This is a genomic window from Polaribacter marinaquae, from assembly GCF_038019025.1.
GTDB lineage: Bacteria > Bacteroidota > Bacteroidia > Flavobacteriales > Flavobacteriaceae > Polaribacter > Polaribacter marinaquae.
This window is the reverse complement of sequence record NZ_CP150496.1, coordinates 635,262-653,531: the sequence shown is the minus strand read 5'-3', so window position 1 is coordinate 653,531 and position 18,270 is coordinate 635,262. Positions and strand designations below refer to the sequence as shown.

Genomic DNA, 18,270 nt, shown 5'->3' with positions numbered 1-18,270 from the left:
TATTTGCACTAGGATGTATTTGTGCATCCCTCAGTAGGTTTTGTTGCATTGCTTAGTAGGTTTTGTTGCTTTGCTGCTAAGGAAATTTACAGAAGTACTAGTATTCTTGTATAACTATTGTACTATTTATTTAAAAATATACTAGTATATTTTTAAAATTATTGTAGAATAATTTGTAGATTTAAAATTGGTAGCTAAATAGAAGATAATTAACAAGATACAAAAAATAAATTACAAATGGCGTTACGTTACAGAATTTCTAAAAGAAATAATAGCATTGGTAAAAATACCGCGAATTATATTTTACAAGCCGTAAATACAGGTACGGTAGATTTAGATACTTTAAGCGAAAGTATTAGCAACGAGTGTACTTTACACAGTGTAGATGTAAAAGCTGTTTTAATGGCATTGGGTAAAAAGCTAGATTATCATTTAAGCGAAGGTAAAATTGTAGATCTTGGTGATGTAGGTAAGTTTAAAATGGGGTTTAGCGGTGTTGCGGCAGCTACACCAGAAGCACTAAGTGTAAAACGAAACATTAAAAAATTTCATATCAATTACCAACCGGCTCTTAAAATGAAAAGAAAATTAAAAGGCGGGTTAACTGTGTATAAAGAAAGTAATAGAGTGTAAGGTTTTTAAACTTTACAATACATTTTCTGTTACTTTGGTTTCTAAGTTGTCGAAATCGTACAAGTTATGGTCTAATAAATGCGACGGAAATACGTTTTGTAAAGCATTCATCATAATCGAGTTTCTATTCGGAAATTCTTGTTCCCAATCTGCAATCATTTGTTTTACTTTTTTACGCTGTAAGTTTTCTTGCGATCCGCATAAATTACAAGGTATAATAGGGAATTCTTGATACGCTGCATAGGTTTCGATATCGCTTTCTTTGCAAAAAGCCAAAGGTCTTAACACCACTAAATCGCCAGCATCGTTTTTAAACTTTGGTGGCATGGTTTCCATTTTTCCGGCAAAGAAAAAGTTTAAGAAAAAGGTTTCTATAATATCATTTCTGTGATGGCCCAAAGCCAATTTATTGCAGCCTAAATCTTTGGCAGCTTCATACAAAGTACCTCTTCGTAATCGAGAACACAAACTGCAAGTAGTTTTGCCTTCGGGTGTTTTATCCATTACCACTTTGTAGGTATTCTTTTCTATAATTTTATAAGGTACTTTTAAATTGCTTAAATAAGTTGGCAACACCTCTTCTGGAAAACCGGGTTGTTTTTGGTCTAAGTTAACGGCAACAATTTCAAAAGAAATAGGCGCTACTTTCTGGAAATACATTAACATATCTAACATGGCATAACTATCTTTTCCGCCAGAAAGACACACCATTATTTTGTCTCCTTCTGCAATCATAGAAAATTGCTTGATAGCCTCTGCAACCGAACGCTGCAATTTTTTTATTACCTGTTTCTTTGTATCCATTTTGCAAAAATAGTAGTTTGTAAAAGAAGGGTAAAATGAAATTTAAAATTAATCGTATAAATTTTATTACCGTCTTTTGTACTTGTATGGATGACAAGTTTGCCTATTCTTTTCTGTAGACTGACAAACTTACTTGCAATGTGAAGTCTTTATAAAGCCATTGATAGCCTCAAATTTTAAATTGAAAACTTTCATTTTGCTATTTTGGTAAAACTTTTATTGGAAAGAACTGCTTTGGCTTGGTTTTGGTGGCTTTGTAAGTGTAAATTAAAAAAGTTTGTAAAGTGCAAGAGTTGTAGTTTATCAAACTTATAAATGAAATACATAGTATTATGATGCAAGTAAAAGAGAACAACACTGTAAAAGTACATTACACAGGGAAATTAACAGACGGACAAATTTTTGATACTTCGGAAGGAAAAGAGCCTATTGAATTTACTTTAGGACAAGGACGTTTGATTCCTGGTTTTGAAAAAGGGTTGTTAAACATGAAGCTGAACGAGAAAAAAACATTAAACATTGCCAAAGAAGATGCGTATGGCGAAGTAAATGAACAATTGATACAAGAGGTTGCTAAAAAAGATTTACCACAAGACATGGAGCCACAAGTAGGCATGGGCTTGGTATCTAAAGCACCAGATGGTAGCGAAATGAATTTAATGGTGGTAGAGGTAAAAGAAGAGGCTATTGTTATTGATGGAAATCATCCGTTAGCGGGTAGAGATTTGGTATTTGATATTGAAGTAGTAGCCATTACAGAAACGGCTACAGAAGCATAAGCTTTAAGCGATTTTATAAAAAAAGCCTTTGCATTTGCAAAGGCTTTTTTATTTAGAACACTATTTGTACAGCATTATGTATTTGAAGATCTGCCATGTCTACAATAGCACGATTGCCTTGTGGTTTTAAAATAGAAAGTTCTGTACAAGCAATAACAACAATGTGTTTGGCTGCATAGTTTTTTAAAATTTTTTGATATGCTTTCACTTGTTTTTTTGTTTCTGTGTAGCTATAAATTGCTTTTCTAGCGGTATCAATCAATTCCATTTCTTCGTCCGTAGGCAATACTACGGCAATGCTATTTTTTTTAAAAAACGAATTTAAATATGCTGCTTGCATGCTATGTAAAGAGCCAACTAAAAGGATTTTAGAAACTTGATGTTGCTTAATTTTTTCTAGTGTTAAAGGCAATGGATGTATAAAATCCGTAGTAGTATCAATACGATCTATTGTTTCGTGTAATGTAATATTAGGTACTATAACTTTATGAGGTTGTATGGCTTTTATAGCTTGTAAATCTTTTTTTACAATTGCATCTAAGGCTTTTGATGTGTTTGGCAATAACGGATTGATGTTATTAAAATTTGTGTTGTACAACCACAAAGGGCAAGTACTATACCCGCCTTTTTTTAAATTGTATTGTTTGTTTAATTCTTGTAAATAATAGGCAGTTGCTCTGCTGCCCAAACCGTATAGTGCTAATTTCATAGCAAATTATTTTAGTTTCTAGTTAGTATGTAATCCGCAAAATAGGCATTGGTATCCATAATTTTAGTATCTAGCGTAAAGCTAGTGTTTGCAATGATTTGTTGTATCAAAGCATCGTTGTACTTTCTAGATATTTCTGTATGAATTTTTTCGCCCTCTTTAAAGTGAAAAGTGGTGTTTAATTGCTGTACCGTTACCTCTTGATCGCTGGTGCTTACAATAAAACTTTTGGCAATACCTTCTGCTTCGTTATATTCTGGTTGATGTTTAAATTGCGATGTATTAAAATCTGCGTTTAATTCTGTATTGATGCGGTCTAACAAATTTAAATTGAATTTTGCCGTGATACCTTGTGCATCATTGTACGCAGGCAACACAATTTCTTTCGATTTTATCAAATCTGCACCTAACAATAGTTTGTCGCCTTTTTGCAAATTTGTGCCTAAATTATAAATGAATTCTGTCGCAATTTCATCATCCATATTCCCAATATTAGAACCTAAAAACAACATCACTTTAGGGTTGTTGTTTTCCTTTAAAGAGTGAAGTACGTTAAAATAATCTCCTTGTTGGGTTTTTACAGAAACATTTGGCAATTCTTTGGCTAAATTGTTTTTTAATTGCGCCAAAGCATTTGCAGAAATATCTATTGGCATATAATCGAAACGATAATTTTGCGTGTCTAAAACCTTTAAAAGTTCTTTGGTTTTTGTGCCATCGCCAGCGCCCAATTCTATCAACTCGAAATGGGTATCTTTATCAATACCAAAAGCATCTATTAACTGTTGGGTTTTATTTTTAAAAATATCAAACTCGCTTCTTGTTAAATAATATTCGGGCAGATTCATAATCTGTACAAAAAGCGCATCGCCAATTTTATTATAAAAATATTTTGAAGGCAACGTTTTAGGTGTTGCTGTTAAACCTTGTTTTATTTCTTCTTTAAAAGTTTCTATCATCTTATTTTACTAATCGAATTCCTGTAAATTGCCATCTATCTGTTGCACTAAAAAAATTACGGTACGTGTGCCTGCTATGGTTTGCAGAGGTTGCTGTAGATGCACCCCTTAATACCATTTTGTTGCTCATAAATTTACCATTGTACTCGCCAACGGCACCGTTTGCAGTAACAAAACCAGGGTAGGGCAAATACGCACTATTTGTCCATTCCCAACGCAAGCCCCAGTCTAATTTTTTAGCAGCAATTTCCCATTCAAATTCTGTTGGTAATCGTTTGTTTTTAAAAGTTGCAAATGCATTGGCTTCAAAATAACTAATATGGCACAACACCGCATCTAAGTCTATTTTTTGTAAACCTGCTAAAGTGTAATAATGCCATTGGTTATTTATTTTATGCCAATACATAGGCGCATTTATTTTTTGATCTTGTATCCAAGACCAACCTTCATCTAACCAAAGGTTAAAATCTGTATAACCGCCAGCCTCTATAAAATCTATAAAATCTCTATTAGTTACTAGGTAATTGTCTATTTCAAAATCTGCTACATATACTTTATGCACGCCGAGTTCATTATCATAACAAAACCCTTTTTCTTGATGCCCAATAGTATACACACCTGCGGCAGTTTTAATACTTGTATGCGCTGTGTTTTTATGGGCAACCAAATTGTATGTATCTGCAAAGGTTGGTAGTAAAGGGTTGTGCCCCAACATATATTTTACATCAGTAACCAATAATTCTTGATGTTGTTGCTCGTGTTGTAAACCTAAAACAATTAAATCGATAATTTTTTGATCTGTAATGCGATCTATTACTGCTAGCATTTTAGCATCTACATGCTTTCTGTATTCGAAAATAGTATTTGTGCTAGGTCTAGACATGTTACCTCTGTTGTTTTGCAAAACTCTGCTACCAACATTGTTGTAATAACTATTAAATAAGTAGTTAAAATTAGCATCAAACTCTAGGTAGTTTTTATCTATTTCTTTTAAGATAAAGGTTTCGAAAAACCAAGTAGTATGTGCCAAATGCCATTTTGCAGGACTCGCAAATTTTGCCACTTGTATGGCAAAATCTTCTATTTCTAAATGATTGCAAAAGGCTATCGTAGCAGTTCTAATTTTTTTATAGTTTTCTTTTAGCTGCATTAATTATAATGGGGTCTTTGTTTAATTGTTTTGTGAAATTTACTAAAATTATAGTGCATTGCTACCTACTTAGTACATAAGTTAAAAGAAACATTACATTAAATTCACATGAATTGCTATTCTAATTTTTGGAAAGCTTTCTAAAGAATTCGTAATTGTTTTTTAACTGATTCGTATGCTGTTCTTTAGTGTAAAAATTAGTACATCGTATTATTGTTGGCAGATGTTTTAGGCACTTGCTGTATGCTATCCCAATGCTCAACAATTTTACCATCATCTGTAAATCTAAAGAAATCCATAGTAACATATTGGTCATTTCCTGGCCAAATTTGATGTGTGTGTAGTGCCACCAAATCGCCTTCTGCAATTGTTCTTACAAACTGAATAGACTTGTCTTGATACTCTTTGTGCATTCTAGTAAAATAATCGATAAATGCTTGCGGGGCATCTGCTACCAAAGGGTTGTGCTGAATATAGGTGTCACCAACATACAAGGCTACAGCCTTTTCTGGATTGCCTTCGTAAGCCATTTTATAAAATGCAATGGCATTTTTTTTATTGTTTTCGAGATTCATAAGCTTGGTTTTAAAAGTATTTTAAAAAACGTAGAATCTCTAAGATACAAAAAAAGTACAGTTTGTAAATACTGTACCTTATAGAGTGCTATTTACAAAAAGTTATAGTATCGATTTTAAATCTTTAAAATCTTTAATAACCGCATCGGCATTTGCTAATGTTTGTCCTTCGGATAAAATATTAGCATACCCAAAAACAAAGATATTGGCATCATTAGCAGCTTTAACACCATTGTCAGAATCTTCAATAACCACACAGTTTTCTTTGGGTGTATTTCCTAAAACAGCTGCTTTGTTAAAAATTTCTGGGTTTGGTTTCGATTCCTTTAAATCTGCGCCACTAATTTTAGCCGCAAAATATTGATGTAAATTAAAACGATCAAAAACACGATTGATGTTAATCATGGCAGAAGAAGAGGCGAGTACCAATGTGATGTTTTTCTGGTAGAGGTATTTTATTAAATCTTCTACACCGGCAACCAAATGCAAGTGCGGGTCGTTTTCGAAAAAGTTAACGTATCGCCTGCGTTTATCTAAAACCAAATCTTCTGGATTTTCATTTAGCTGAAAGTGTTTTACTAATTTTTGAAAAGCGTTTATTGTAGAAGATCCTGTAAAAGATTTGTACAAAGCATCAGAAACGGTAAGGTTTAAAGAATTAAAAGTTTCGTAATAGGCTTTTTTATGAATCTCTTCAGAATCTATAATTACACCATCCATATCAAAAATAACACACTTTATTTGTGAAGGTAATTTCATAACTAATCTAAAAATTTTGCTTTTAACTCTTTGGTGGGTATCATGCATTGCTCTTTTTTGCCAAACCATTTGTAACGGTTTTTAGCAACAAACTCGTACACATGATTTCTAAAACTCTCTGGAAATAAGTAAAATATGCGTGTTACATGCCATAAACCACCAAAAGATTGCATAATTTTTAAAGCTGCTGTTGCTTTTACATCATAAGAAACGCCAGGTTCATATAAAATAATTGAGTCTAGTTTACGCGTATCAATGCCCAAATAGTTTATAATTTCTGTACCCTTTTTAGATTGAAGCGCAGTAAAAAGAAACTCGTTTTTTTTATCGTATTTAATCGTTTTTGTAACCGCATTATTGCATAAATTACAAACACCATCAAATAAAATTATCTTCTTGTCTTTAGGTATATCAAGCATTTAAAAAGGTTCTCATAAATTTATAACAAAGATACTTTAAGTTTTTTAAAATTTCTTGTAACATAATTTATTTTAAGACGTCTTATGTGTGTATTTGAAATGTGAATTCTTGCTTTTAACAAAAAATTAGTAAGTGTACTCATTGGTAATCAATACTTTTATACAAAACAACCACCAAATGATTAAAATAGAAGGACTACATAAATCTTACCCTATTGGTAAAGATTCTCTACACGTTTTAAAAGGAATCGATTTACATATTAAAGAAGGCGAATTTGTTTCTATTATGGGATCTTCTGGTTCTGGAAAATCTACCTTACTAAATATTGTTGGTTTATTAGATGTGCATGACGAAGGTACTTACCACCTAAATGGGCAGTTGATAAAAAACATGAACGAGAAAAAAGCCGCAATTTTACGTAATAAATTCTTAGGCTTTATTTTTCAATCGTTTAATTTAATTTCATACAAAACAGCTGTAGAAAACGTTGCTTTACCTTTGTATTATAAAGGTATGGCAAGAAAAGAGCGTTTGCAAATAGCATTAGATTATTTAGAAAAAGTTGGTTTAAAAGATTGGGCAAATCATTTACCAAACGAATTGTCTGGTGGACAAAAACAACGTGTTGCCATTGCAAGAGCTTTGGTTACCAAACCTAAAGTTGTTTTAGCCGATGAGCCAACAGGAGCCTTAGATTCTACCACAACAGATTCTGTAATGGATTTGTTGAAGGATATTAATGATGAAGGAATGACGGTTTTTGTAATTACACACGAAGAAGAGGTGGCAGAACAAACCAAAAGAGTGGTACGTTTAAAAGACGGTTTAATTATTAGTGATGAAATTACTTCTGTAGGAAAAGCTAAAGCCGTTTAATATGTTTGATTTAGATCGTTGGAGAGAAATTTTTCAGAGTATAAATAAAAACAGATTGCGTTCTGTAATGTCTGGTTTTACCGTAGCTTTTGCAATTTTACTGTTTACTTTATTATTTGGTATTGTAAGCGGATTAAGCAATTCTTTTAAAGGTGCTTTTGCAGATGATGCACAAAATGCCATGTTTGTTAGAGTCTGGAAAACGTCTAAACCCTACAAAGGTTTGCAAACAGGTAGAACCGTTCAATTAAAAAATAAAGACTACGATTATATTTCTGAAGAGTACGGAGACAAGATTCAGTACAAATCTTCTAGAATTTATAAAAACTTTACCATCAAATATAAAAGTGAGGCAAGTAATTACAGTGTAATGGCTGTAAACCCAGATCATCAATATTTAGAAAAAACAATTATAGACAAGGGTAGGTATTTAAACGAAAGAGATTTAAAAGAAAAATCGAAAGTAATTGTAATTGGTAGGTTGCTTAAAAAAGATTTATTTGGCGAAAGACCTGCATTAAGAAAAAGAGTAAATGTAAACGGAAGTTCGTATTTAGTAATTGGTATTTTTTCTGATGAAGGCGGAGATAACGAAGAAAGAAAAGCATTTATACCATTAACTACTGCACAAATGATGTATGGTAATAACGATTACATTAGTCAGATTGCTTTAGGTTACGATCCTAATTTAAGTTTAGATGCAGCTGTTGCTTTTGGAAATCGAATGGAGCGCGACTTGAGAAAAAAGATGGATATTCATCCAGACGATCAAAGTGCGCTTTCTGTTAGAAATATGGCAGAAGCCAACAAAGGTATTGGGCAGTTTATGGGCGTTTTATATGCCATTGTAATCTTAATTGGTTCTGGTACTTTAGTGGCAGGTATTATAGGTATTTCTAATATTATGATTTTTGTAATCAAAGAAAGAACAAAAGAATTTGGTATTAGAAAAGCACTAGGAGCCAAACCTGCGTCTATTGTTGGTATGGTTGTGCAAGAATCTGTATTAATTACCACGCTTGCAGGTTATCTAGGACTTACTTTAGGTACGTACATATTAAGTTTAATTGGCGACACTTTAGAAGAAGATTATTTTATAAAAGACCCAAGTGTAAGCCCAGGTATTGTAATAGGTGCAACGATAGTTTTAGTTCTATCTGGATTAATAGCGGCGTATGTGCCTGCAAAAAAGGCCGCAAATATTAAACCAATAGAAGCATTAAGAGCAGATTAATTATGAAATTTTTATTCGATTCAGATACTTGGCAAGAAATTTACGGAAGCATCCGTAAAAATAGAATTAGAACAGCAATTACTATAATTGGAGTTTTATGGGGTATTTTCTTATTAGTAGTTTTGTTAGGAGCTGCTAGAGGAGTAGAAAATGGCTTTAACAAACTGTTTGGTAATTTTGCTACCAATAGTGTTTTTGTTTGGACACAGGCAACAGATACACCTTTTAAAGGTTTTCAAGAAGGAAGAAGGTTTTCTTTAACAATGAATGATATTGAGGTTTTAAAAACTGAATATAGTGATGAGATTAAATTATTAGCACCAAGAAATCAAACTAGTAATTTAATTGTAAAAGATTTTAAATCTGGTAATTTTCAAGTAAGCGGAGATTATCCTGTTTTAGATCAAATTCAGAAAAAACAATTGCTATATGGTCGTTTTTTAAATGAGAATGATATTTTATCAACCGCAAAAGTTACTGTCATATCAGAAGATATGTACAAACAATTATTTGATAAAGATGAAATGCCTATTGGGCAATATGTAAAAATAAATAGTATTAATTATTTGGTTATTGGTGTTTACAAACCCTCTAATACAATAAATTTTGATGGAGATTGTGCATACATACCGTTTACAACTTTTAGAAAAGTATACAATACTGCAAATAAAGTAGATTGGATGATGATTACTGCTAATGAAGGTACAAACATCGAACAAATGGAAAGTGATATATTGTTAACTTTAAAAGGTTTGCACAAAGTACATCCAGAAGACGAAAGAGCATTTGGTAGTGTAAACTTAGGTAAAGAAATAGGTAAGGTTACCGGTTTTATAACTGGTATGCAGTTTTTAACTTGGTTTGTAGGTATTGCAACGTTAATAGCAGGTGTATTTGCTATTGGTAATATCTTATTAATTACAGTAAAAGAACGTACCAAAGAAATAGGGATACGTAGAGCCTTAGGTGCAACACCAAAGAGTATTCGTCAGCAAATTATATTAGAGTCTGTTTTTTTAACAACAACAGCAGGTATGTTAGGTATTATTTTAGGGAGTTTTGTGCTGTTTTTGATAGATTCAGCAGCAAGTAGTAATGAAGATATTCCGTTGATAAATCCAACAGTAAACATCCCCATAATTTTAATTGCCTTTGCCACATTAATTTTTCTAGGAACATTAATAGGATTAATTCCGGCACATATGGCAACAGTAGTAAAACCAATAGAAGCATTAAGAGAAGAATAAAATCAATTAACAACAAATCATGAGTAAAAGATCTAAAATTATTTTAATAATTATCGCAGTATGTTTTATTGCAGCACTTGTTTGGTTCGGTAAAAAGAACAAGAAAAGTATTGTAGCATATGAAACGGAAACACCTTTTAGAACCACAATTGTTAAAAAAACTGTGGCTACAGGTAAAGTAACACCTTTAGAAGAAATTGAGATTAAACCTCAAATAACAGGAATTATTGATAAAATAATGTTGTTAGAAGGCTCTAAAGTTAAAAAAGGAGATTTAATTGCAACTGTTAGAGTTGTACCAAACGAGCAATCTTTAATTAGTGCAAGAGGTAGAGTAGACAATGCAAAGTTACGTGTTAACAATGCAGCAATTTCTTACAAAAGAACTAAAAATTTATTTGATAAAGGCGTAATTGCTAGAGCAGAGTATGAAGGTGTAGAGCTTACATACAACCAAGCAAAACAAGATTTAAAAAATGCTCAGAACGATTATTTAATTATTAAAAGAGGTTCTGCAGGTTCTGGAGGTGCTGCAAACACTAATATTATTGCACAAATGTCTGGTACAATCTTAGAGATCCCTGTGAAAGAAGGAGACCAAGTTATTCAGTCTAACAACTTTAACGCAGGTACAACAATTGCGTCTATTGCAGATATGAGTAAAATGATTTTCGAAGGAAAAGTAGACGAATCTGAAGTAGGAAAATTAGTAAAGAATTCAGATATAGAAGTTTCTATTGGAGCTATTGAAGGAAAGAAATTTCCGGCAAAATTAAACTTTATTGCACCAAAAGGAACAGAAGAAGGTGGAGCTGTGCAATTTAAGATTAAAGCAGATGTTTCTTTAGATGATAACTTTTTTATTAGAGCAGGGTATAGTGCAAATGCAGATATCGTTTTAGTAAAAAAAGATAGTGTTTTATCTATAAAAGAAGGTTTGTTAAAGTTTGATAAAAAAACTGAAGAGCCTTATGTAGAGGTTAAAACAGGTGAAGATACTTACGAAAAAAGAACCCTAAAATTAGGAACATCAGACGGTGTGAATGTTGAGGTATTAGAAGGTGTTACAAAAGATGATGAAATTAAAATTTGGAACAAAGCATCTAAAAGCGATACACCTAAAAACTAAGGTTTAGCAATTCGTTTAAATATAAATAAGGATACATGTAAAAGCATGTATCCTTTTTTTTATTTGTAAGAATTTGAGGTTTAATTTAAGCAAGCTCTTAAACGTCTAAGCATAATTTAGTAAAAAAAGCTATTCAGTATACTGTAATAGTGCTGTAATTAGTCCAAATTATCAATTAATTTTATAATAAAAGCATTTCGTTATTTAGTTATCAATTCGTTTTCGATTTCCCTTTCTATAGCTATAGAAGGTTCGGTAATATTCGAATTAATTATTTTTCCATCTTTTCCAATAAGAATATATCTCGGAATGGATTTAATGTTATAATTATTTTTGTAATTGATTAATCAACTCTAAAACTCTCTTTCTAGTAGCTTGTGACTTTTCATTATATAGTAATAACTTTACATCATTCGGAATAAAACCAATTTCTTCAATTAATTTATTGTTTTGTTTTCTAATATTTTCGATTTTTAATTTACGTTGCAGACTCCACTTATTTTGTTCAATTTCGATAAGATGTTTTTTAGCCTTTTTAGTTGTTAATAGATTCTTGTAAACTTTTTGCATTAAACTATCTAATCGAATAGAATATTCACGTTCAGTTTTAAGCATAAATTTCCCTGAATCTAGTTTTACTTGATAACTTTTATCTATTTTTTTTAAAATGATGTCATATTCATTTACTTCTTTAGAACAACAACTCAAAACACTTAATGCTAGTAATGTCAAAAGTTTTTTCATTTGTATAGAGTTCGTAAACGTTAATTTTAAAATTTAGGGGCATGCTGCTGTTGCGTAATTGTAAGGACTAAATGTTGTTGAGCTAGTTTTTTAACTAGACAATAAAGTACTTTAAACCTTTAGAAATTAAATGTTAAGTTAGTAATTAATAATTAGGATAAGTAGTTCTAATTGGTTTTTTCGTATTTCAACTCAGGGCCATCACAAGCATTCCAAGTGTTAATAAAAATGGTTTCAGACTCAAGTTTCATAGTTTCTTTACTATTCGAATTGCATGATCCAATAATAGCACTTTCAGAATCAAAGTTTAATTCTACTAAAGTTTCGTTCGAATTATTAATAAAATTATAAGTTCCAGAAACTTCGATTGTAGTTCCATCTTTATCTCTTGATTTTAAAAATGTTCCGTCAGCGTTTAATAAATAGGTTTCTTGCCAGTCCATTTCAGCACCAGAAGTTTCTGAATTTGGTATGCTACCGGTCATTTGTATTAGAGTCCAATTACCGACTAATATATTTTCAGTGTCATTTTCAGCATTTTTAGAACACGAGAATAAGGTACCGATTATCATTAATAATAAAATTTTGTTTTTCATGAATTTAAAGTTTTAGTGTTTCTATATTTATTAGATGCGTAAACTATAGAAAGGTTGCGTATAATTACTTTCAATATTTAAGTAATTTGTTTTGATTCCATAATTTTTTATACACGAAGTATACAAACATTATTTTTTTATACATCTTATTCCTGCACCAATTTGAATTGCATTATTAGCATAAAGTATCGTCGTTTTATCAAAAAGGTTAATAGTAACTCTAGTGCCATTTTGTGTGTTAACAGTGTTTGTAGCCCAAGTACAGATTCCGCCACCCAATGTTGGACCACCAAAAGCATTTATATATCCATTTGGTAGCCCCTTAAAACCAATAGCATCTGTTCCATTTCCTGACAAGTCTAGCCATCCTGTTGTCGTTTTAAGCGCTTTACCTTCGGTTCCTAGTTGTCCGTTGTTTGAGAGATAGTTTTCTAATTCTATAAAATCTACAACAGTAGGAATTCTCCATCCTTTAGGTGCTAATTTCCCAGATTCTATTGCAAAATGATTATACATTGCTCCGTAATAATCAAACGGTAATTCTTCATCAAATTGTCTGTTTAAATCAAAGGTATCTGCCCATTGATAATAATCTATTTGTGTATTTCCATTATGCCAATCATTCCCGAATTCATATTTATTGATTGGTGAGCCATCATTATAAGTTGTGGTCTTTAAGTTTTCAAGCATCCAAACTTGATTTCCAACAGTAATAGTGTTATAAATATTACCATCTATATCAGTAACTGTTAAGTCAGATAATTGATTGGTGTTGATGCTATCTTTAGAACATCCAAATATTAATAAAAATAAAATGATAAAGTTAAGACGGATAAGTGATTTCATTTTTTATTATTTAATAACTTCATTTAATAGATTTTAAATGAAGGTTTATAAACTTACTTTTTAATCTTTGATAATTGTTTGTATACTAATTATTAGTTAACACAGTGTATTAATGATAAAAATAACGATTTAATTAACAGTAACATATCCTTTGATATAAATTTTAAGGATTTATGTAAAAGATAAGATGATGTACTTAAGTATTTTGAGAGATTTTATGGATCTTAAAAACAAAAAATCCAGAGAATAATTTCTCTGGATTTTCTTATAATTTAAATAGTACTTGTTTGTAAAGTACAAACAATAGAAGTTTTAGTTCTTTTGTTTCTTTTTAAAGTCTTCAAATTTATTACCTTCTTTTTTAGGCCAGCTGTTGTTAGAAGTATCAACATCAGCAGTTTCAAAATCAGGATCTACTACTATACTTGTAATTTCTTTTGTAGAAGAAAATACTCTTCTTGCAGTTGTATCGCTACGCATCCAAATTTGTGCAGGAAAAGTTTCTCTTTTTGTAGTACCATCTGCATACGTTAATTCAACGATAATTGGCATTACTAAACCACCTGGCTTTTCAAATTCTACAGAGTAAATATACGCAGGTACTTCTTTACCATTTGCATATTTATTCATTGCATTTGCGTTTGCATCTTCTTTTTTGTCTGTAATATACACTAAGTCACCTAAGTTGTCAAAATACTGCTTGTATTGTTCTTTTAACTTAGTTACTCTTTCACTTGGCTTATCTGTTAAATATAAAGGCTTAACAGTTTTAATTCCGATATCTGTAACATCTGTAGTGTAAAACCATCCTCTAAAGAACCAATCTAAATCCATACCAGATGCATCTTGCATAGTTCTAAAGAAATCTTCTGGAGTAGGGTGTTTAAACATCCATCTTTGAGAATACGTTCTAAATGCATGGTCAAACAATTCTGGACCCATAATTGTTTTTCTTAAAATATATAAACCAGCAGCTGGCTTAGAATATGCATTAGGACCAAATTGCTTTACATAATCTCCTTGAGACATAATAGGAGAGATGTTTGCTTGGTCTCCGCCCATATAACGTGTAATGTTTTTAGCAGGATTAGAAGCAAATAATTCTGGATCATATACATCTTCAGCTAAAATTTCTACGAAAGAGTTTAAACCTTCATCCATCCAAGTCCATTGTCTTTCATCAGAATTTACAATCATTGGAAAAAAGTTGTGACCAACTTCATGAATAATTACTCCTAACATTCCTTTTTTAGTTCTGTCAGAATACGTTCCGTCTTCATTTGGTCTACCAAAGTTAAAACAGATCATTGGGTACTCCATACCTTGTCTTTCTGAGTGCACAGAAACAGCTTTTGGGTAAGGATAATCGAAAGTTAATTTAGAATATTCAATTAAAGTTGTTGCAACAGCTCTAGTAGAGTGCTCTTCCCATAACGGGTTTCCTTCTTTTGGATATAAAGAAGTAGCCATAACAGTTTTACCGTTAATGTTAACTGCCATTGCATCCCAAATATATTTTCTTGACGTAGCAAAAGCAAAGTCACGAACTTTGTTTGCTTTAAATTTCCAAGTTTTTGTACCCGTAGCACGTCCTTTTTCGTTTTTCTCTGCTTCTTTTTGAGTTACAATTAGAACTGGCTTGTCAAAACTTTTTCTAGCTTTTTCAAAACGCTTACGTTGTGTTTTAGATAAAACATCTTTTTCATTTTGTAAAGAACCTGTAGCCTCTACAATATGGTCTGCTGGTACTGTTAAGTTTACTTCGTAATCTCCAAATTCTAAAGCAAATTCAGAACGACCCCAGAATTGCATGTTTTGCCATCCTTCTACGTTATTGTAAACTGCTAATCTTGGAAAAAACTGAGCAATTGTATAATTTTTGTTTCCATCAGGAAAAGATTCTAAACCAGAACGACCACCATCTTTGTTGATATCGTTGATTAAGTAATTCCATTCAATTCTAAATTCGAAAGTTTTACCAGGTGCTAATGCTTGTGGTAAATTAATTCGCATCATTGTTCTGTTAATTGTATGAGACAATGGCTTACCATTACTTTCTACTTTTGTAATATTATATCCAAAACCTTTCTTTTCTCCCATGTAAGAGCTCATAAAGTTGTCTGGAGTAACAAAGGCAGCAGCACTGTTAGATTTTGCCAACGGTGTTTTAGAATCATCTGCACGCATGTTTTGGTCTAACTGTACCCATAAATATTCTAAATGGTCTTTAGAATTATTGTGATAAGTAATGTTTTCGTCACCATAGATTTTGTTTGCATTTTCGTCTAAACGAATATCCATTATATAATCTACTTTTTGTTGCGAGTACTGATGTCCTGGAGCACCAGATGCAGTATGTTGATCGTTTGGAGTCGCGAAAACATCTTTCATTTGTCTGAATTTGTTTTCGTCTGTGTGCCCTTGCTGAGTTTTCTTTTTTTCTGTTGTTTTCTGTTGTGCTATTGTTGCAAAACTAACAAAGAAAAGAGAAAACATTAGTAAAGAAAGTTTTTTCATTTTGTTTGAATTGAATTAATTATGTCGCCTAAATTAAGCATATAAGTGCAGTTCTGTTAAATATTGTTAAAATTTTAACAAACCTTTATAAAAAAAAGCGGTGTAAATTAATATTTACACCGCTTATAGTAATTGAATAGCTAAAAATTAGTTCTTCATTTTCTTTTTAAACTTACTAAATTGATCTTTCTTTTCTCTAGGAAAGCTGTTGTTAGATACATCTACATCTGCAGTTTCTAAATCTGGATCGATGACAATCTTAGTAATTTGCTTATCTGAATGAATTGCTTTTGTTACTTGCTTGTCATTGTATCGCCAAATTTGTGCAGGATACGTTTTCTTTTCTTTAGTACCATCTGCATAAGTTAATTCTACTATAATTGGCATTACTAAACCACCTGGTTTGTTATAAGTAACTTCATAGAAATACTTTGGTTTAGCAGATTTTGGTTTTTTAATTGTTAAACCAGTACTTTTATCTTCAACAAAATTAACACTTCCGTTGTTAGATTCTTCTGCATAAAACTTTTTAACACCTTCGATACCGATGTCTGTAACATCTGTTGTGTAAAACCACCCTCTCCAGAACCAATCTAAATCTACACCAGAAGCATCTTCCATTGTTCTAAAGAAATCTGCAGGCGTTGGGTGCTTAAATTTCCATCTTTTTGCATAGGTTTTAAAAGCATGGTCAAATAATTCTTTACCCATAATTGTTTCTCTTAAAATCCATAAAGCAGTTGCTGGTTTACCATAAGCATTGTTACCAAAACTGTACACATTATCTCCTTTAGACATAATTGGCGCAATTCTAGATTGATCGCCGGCCATATAACGAACTATGTTTTTAGGATAACCTCTTGTAATTGGAAAATCTTTATCGTAGTCTAATTCTGCAAGCATTTCCATGTAAGAATTTAAACCTTCGTCCATCCAAGTCCATTGTCTTTCATCAGAATTAACAATCATAGGAAAAAAGTTGTGTCCAACTTCGTGAATGGTAACTTTAATCATTCTATACTTTACTCTATCAGAGTAAGTTCCATCAGGATTTGGTCTACCTGGATTGAAACAAATTTGTGGATACTCCATACCCATTTGTCCGTCTACAGAAATAGCTTTGTGATAAGGATAATCAAAAGTATATCTAGAATACGTTTTTAAAGTTTGTGCAACTGCTCTAGTAGAATGGTCGCCATATAACGGATTTGCTTCTTTAGAATATAAAGATTCTGCCATTACGGTTTTACCATTAATATTTACAGCCATTGCATCAAAAATAAATTTTCTTGAAGTTGCAAATGCGTAATCTCTTACGTTTTCTGCATAAAATTGCCAAGTCTTTGTTTTTTTAGACTTCTTTTTTTCAATTTTTTCTGCTTCTTCTTGTGTTCTAATAACTACAGGATTGTCAAAAGTTTTTCTAGCTTTTTCAATTCTTTTTAATTCTTTTTTAGAGAATACATCTTCTGGATTTTTTAAAACTCCAGTTGCCCCTAACATATGGTCGTCTGGCGTAGTAATGTTTACTGTAAAATCTCCAAATTCTAAAGCAAATTCACTTCTTCCCCAAAATTGGTCGTTTTGCCATCCTTCTACATTATCATACACACACATTCTTGGGTAAAACTGTGCAATCACATAATTATTATTACCGTTTTCTTTAAAATGCTCGTAACCAGATCTACCACCATCTGTTCTGTGGTTGTTGATATTGTACCACCATTTTATTTTAAACTGAAACTTTTCTCCAGAAGCCAATGGTTGCGCTAAATTTATACGCATCATTGTTTGGTTAATCGTATAAGATAAATTGCTATTATCTATATTTTTAACGTGTTCAATTTTAAAACCACCATCAAAAGGTGCATCGATATAAGATTTATTAAATCTTGCTGTTGAAGTTTTACCCGGAATTCTACTTGATTGAATATCTGGAGTTTTAGAATCTGCAGCACGCATATTTTGGTCTAATTGCACCCATAAATATTGCAACGTGTCATCAGAATTGTTGTGATATGTAATTGTTTCTTCACCATAAATTCTTGCGTTTTCATCATCTAAAACAATATCCATATTGTAATCTACTTTTTGCTGCGTATATTTTATTCCTGGTGCACCAGAAGCAGTTCTTTGTAAATTAGGAGTTGGTAAAATTTCTTTTAACTGTCTAAATTTGTTTTGATTTGTATGGCCTTCTTTTGTTACAGATTCTTGTGCAAAAGTTGCTCCAATTACAAATACAAAAGAAAGGATTAGTAGCCCTATTTTTCTCATAATTTGAAATTTGAAT

At 31.7% G+C, this 18,270-nt stretch carries 18 protein-coding genes; 6 read left to right on the top strand and 12 right to left on the bottom strand.

Features of this window, described 5'->3' with window-relative positions; translation table 11 throughout:
- The first annotated feature begins 237 nt into the window (after nt 1–237).
- On the top strand, nt 238–633 hold the full coding sequence (locus tag WG950_RS03110; RefSeq protein ID WP_340934105.1) for a DNA-binding protein: 396 nt from the start codon (nt 238–240) through the stop codon (nt 631–633).
- Between the two features lie 12 nt (nt 634–645).
- Here the strand turns inward: WG950_RS03110 and ttcA are convergent, their stop codons facing one another.
- Nucleotides 646–1,437 carry a tRNA 2-thiocytidine(32) synthetase TtcA gene (gene ttcA / locus WG950_RS03105; RefSeq protein ID WP_340934104.1) on the bottom strand — a complete coding sequence of 264 codons (792 nt, stop codon included), beginning with the start codon at nt 1,435–1,437 and terminating at the stop codon, nt 646–648.
- Nucleotides 1,438–1,769: 332 nt separating this feature from the next.
- On the opposite strand from ttcA, the gene WG950_RS03100 reads away from it, so the two are divergent.
- Nucleotides 1,770–2,216: an FKBP-type peptidyl-prolyl cis-trans isomerase gene (locus WG950_RS03100; protein WP_079738676.1), complete on the top strand. Its 447-nt coding sequence runs from the start codon at nt 1,770–1,772 to the stop codon at nt 2,214–2,216.
- Between the two features lie 52 nt (nt 2,217–2,268).
- Here WG950_RS03100 and WG950_RS03095 read toward each other — a convergent pair whose 3' ends face one another.
- The 6 genes from WG950_RS03095 to WG950_RS03070 form a co-directional block, all read right to left on the bottom strand.
- Nucleotides 2,269–2,925: a hypothetical protein gene (locus WG950_RS03095; protein WP_340934103.1), complete on the bottom strand. Its 657-nt coding sequence runs from the start codon at nt 2,923–2,925 to the stop codon at nt 2,269–2,271.
- A gap of 11 nt (nt 2,926–2,936) precedes the next feature.
- Nucleotides 2,937–3,884 (bottom strand): L-histidine N(alpha)-methyltransferase, encoded by a 948-nt coding sequence (egtD, locus tag WG950_RS03090; protein ID WP_340934101.1) that lies wholly within the window; start codon nt 3,882–3,884, stop codon nt 2,937–2,939.
- A 1-nt stretch (nt 3,885) separates the two neighbouring features.
- Nucleotides 3,886–5,034: an ergothioneine biosynthesis protein EgtB gene (gene egtB, locus WG950_RS03085; protein ID WP_340934100.1), complete on the bottom strand. Its 1,149-nt coding sequence runs from the start codon at nt 5,032–5,034 to the stop codon at nt 3,886–3,888.
- Between the two features lie 197 nt (nt 5,035–5,231).
- Nucleotides 5,232–5,609, bottom strand: coding sequence for a nuclear transport factor 2 family protein (locus WG950_RS03080; protein ID WP_340934099.1), 378 nt, complete (start codon nt 5,607–5,609; stop codon nt 5,232–5,234).
- Between the two features lie 102 nt (nt 5,610–5,711).
- The gene (locus WG950_RS03075) at nt 5,712–6,368 is read right to left on the bottom strand and encodes an HAD family hydrolase (RefSeq protein WP_340934098.1); all 657 of its coding nucleotides are present in this window, start codon (nt 6,366–6,368) and stop codon (nt 5,712–5,714) included.
- Between the two features lie 2 nt (nt 6,369–6,370).
- A complete protein-coding gene (locus WG950_RS03070; RefSeq protein ID WP_340934097.1) occupies nt 6,371–6,787 on the bottom strand; it encodes a thiol-disulfide oxidoreductase DCC family protein in 417 nt (138 codons plus the stop codon).
- Between the two features lie 178 nt (nt 6,788–6,965).
- Between WG950_RS03070 and WG950_RS03065 the strand changes: the two genes are divergently transcribed.
- The 4 genes from WG950_RS03065 to WG950_RS03050 are packed head-to-tail and all read left to right on the top strand — an operon-like array spanning nt 6,966 to nt 11,274.
- Complete coding sequence (locus tag WG950_RS03065; RefSeq protein WP_079738683.1) at nt 6,966–7,664, top strand: ABC transporter ATP-binding protein; 699 nt, start codon at nt 6,966–6,968, stop codon at nt 7,662–7,664.
- A 1-nt stretch (nt 7,665) separates the two neighbouring features.
- On the top strand, nt 7,666–8,898 hold the full coding sequence (locus tag WG950_RS03060; protein ID WP_340934096.1) for an ABC transporter permease: 1,233 nt from the start codon (nt 7,666–7,668) through the stop codon (nt 8,896–8,898).
- 2 nt (nt 8,899–8,900) lie between these two features.
- A complete protein-coding gene (locus tag WG950_RS03055) occupies nt 8,901–10,145 on the top strand; it encodes an ABC transporter permease (RefSeq protein WP_340934095.1) in 1,245 nt (414 codons plus the stop codon).
- Nucleotides 10,146–10,164: 19 nt separating this feature from the next.
- A complete protein-coding gene (locus WG950_RS03050) occupies nt 10,165–11,274 on the top strand; it encodes an efflux RND transporter periplasmic adaptor subunit (protein WP_079738686.1) in 1,110 nt (369 codons plus the stop codon).
- Between the two features lie 327 nt (nt 11,275–11,601).
- On the opposite strand, the gene WG950_RS03045 is transcribed toward WG950_RS03050, so the two are convergent.
- The 5 genes from WG950_RS03045 to WG950_RS03025 all read right to left on the bottom strand — a co-directional run bounded on the left by WG950_RS03045 (nt 11,602) and on the right by WG950_RS03025 (nt 18,254).
- Entirely contained in the window at nt 11,602–12,018 is a 417-nt protein-coding gene (locus WG950_RS03045) for a hypothetical protein (RefSeq protein WP_340934094.1), read from the bottom strand.
- Nucleotides 12,019–12,185: 167 nt separating this feature from the next.
- Nucleotides 12,186–12,590, bottom strand: a complete 405-nt coding sequence (locus tag WG950_RS03040) for a hypothetical protein (RefSeq protein WP_340934093.1) — start codon at nt 12,588–12,590, stop codon at nt 12,186–12,188.
- A 153-nt stretch (nt 12,591–12,743) separates the two neighbouring features.
- The gene (locus WG950_RS03035; RefSeq protein WP_340934092.1) at nt 12,744–13,460 is read right to left on the bottom strand and encodes an FISUMP domain-containing protein; all 717 of its coding nucleotides are present in this window, start codon (nt 13,458–13,460) and stop codon (nt 12,744–12,746) included.
- Between the two features lie 312 nt (nt 13,461–13,772).
- Complete coding sequence (locus WG950_RS03030; RefSeq protein ID WP_340934090.1) at nt 13,773–15,977, bottom strand: M1 family metallopeptidase; 2,205 nt, start codon at nt 15,975–15,977, stop codon at nt 13,773–13,775.
- 147 nt (nt 15,978–16,124) lie between these two features.
- Nucleotides 16,125–18,254, bottom strand: coding sequence for a M1 family metallopeptidase (locus WG950_RS03025; RefSeq protein WP_340934089.1), 2,130 nt, complete (start codon nt 18,252–18,254; stop codon nt 16,125–16,127).
- Nucleotides 18,255–18,270: the final 16 nt, after the last annotated feature.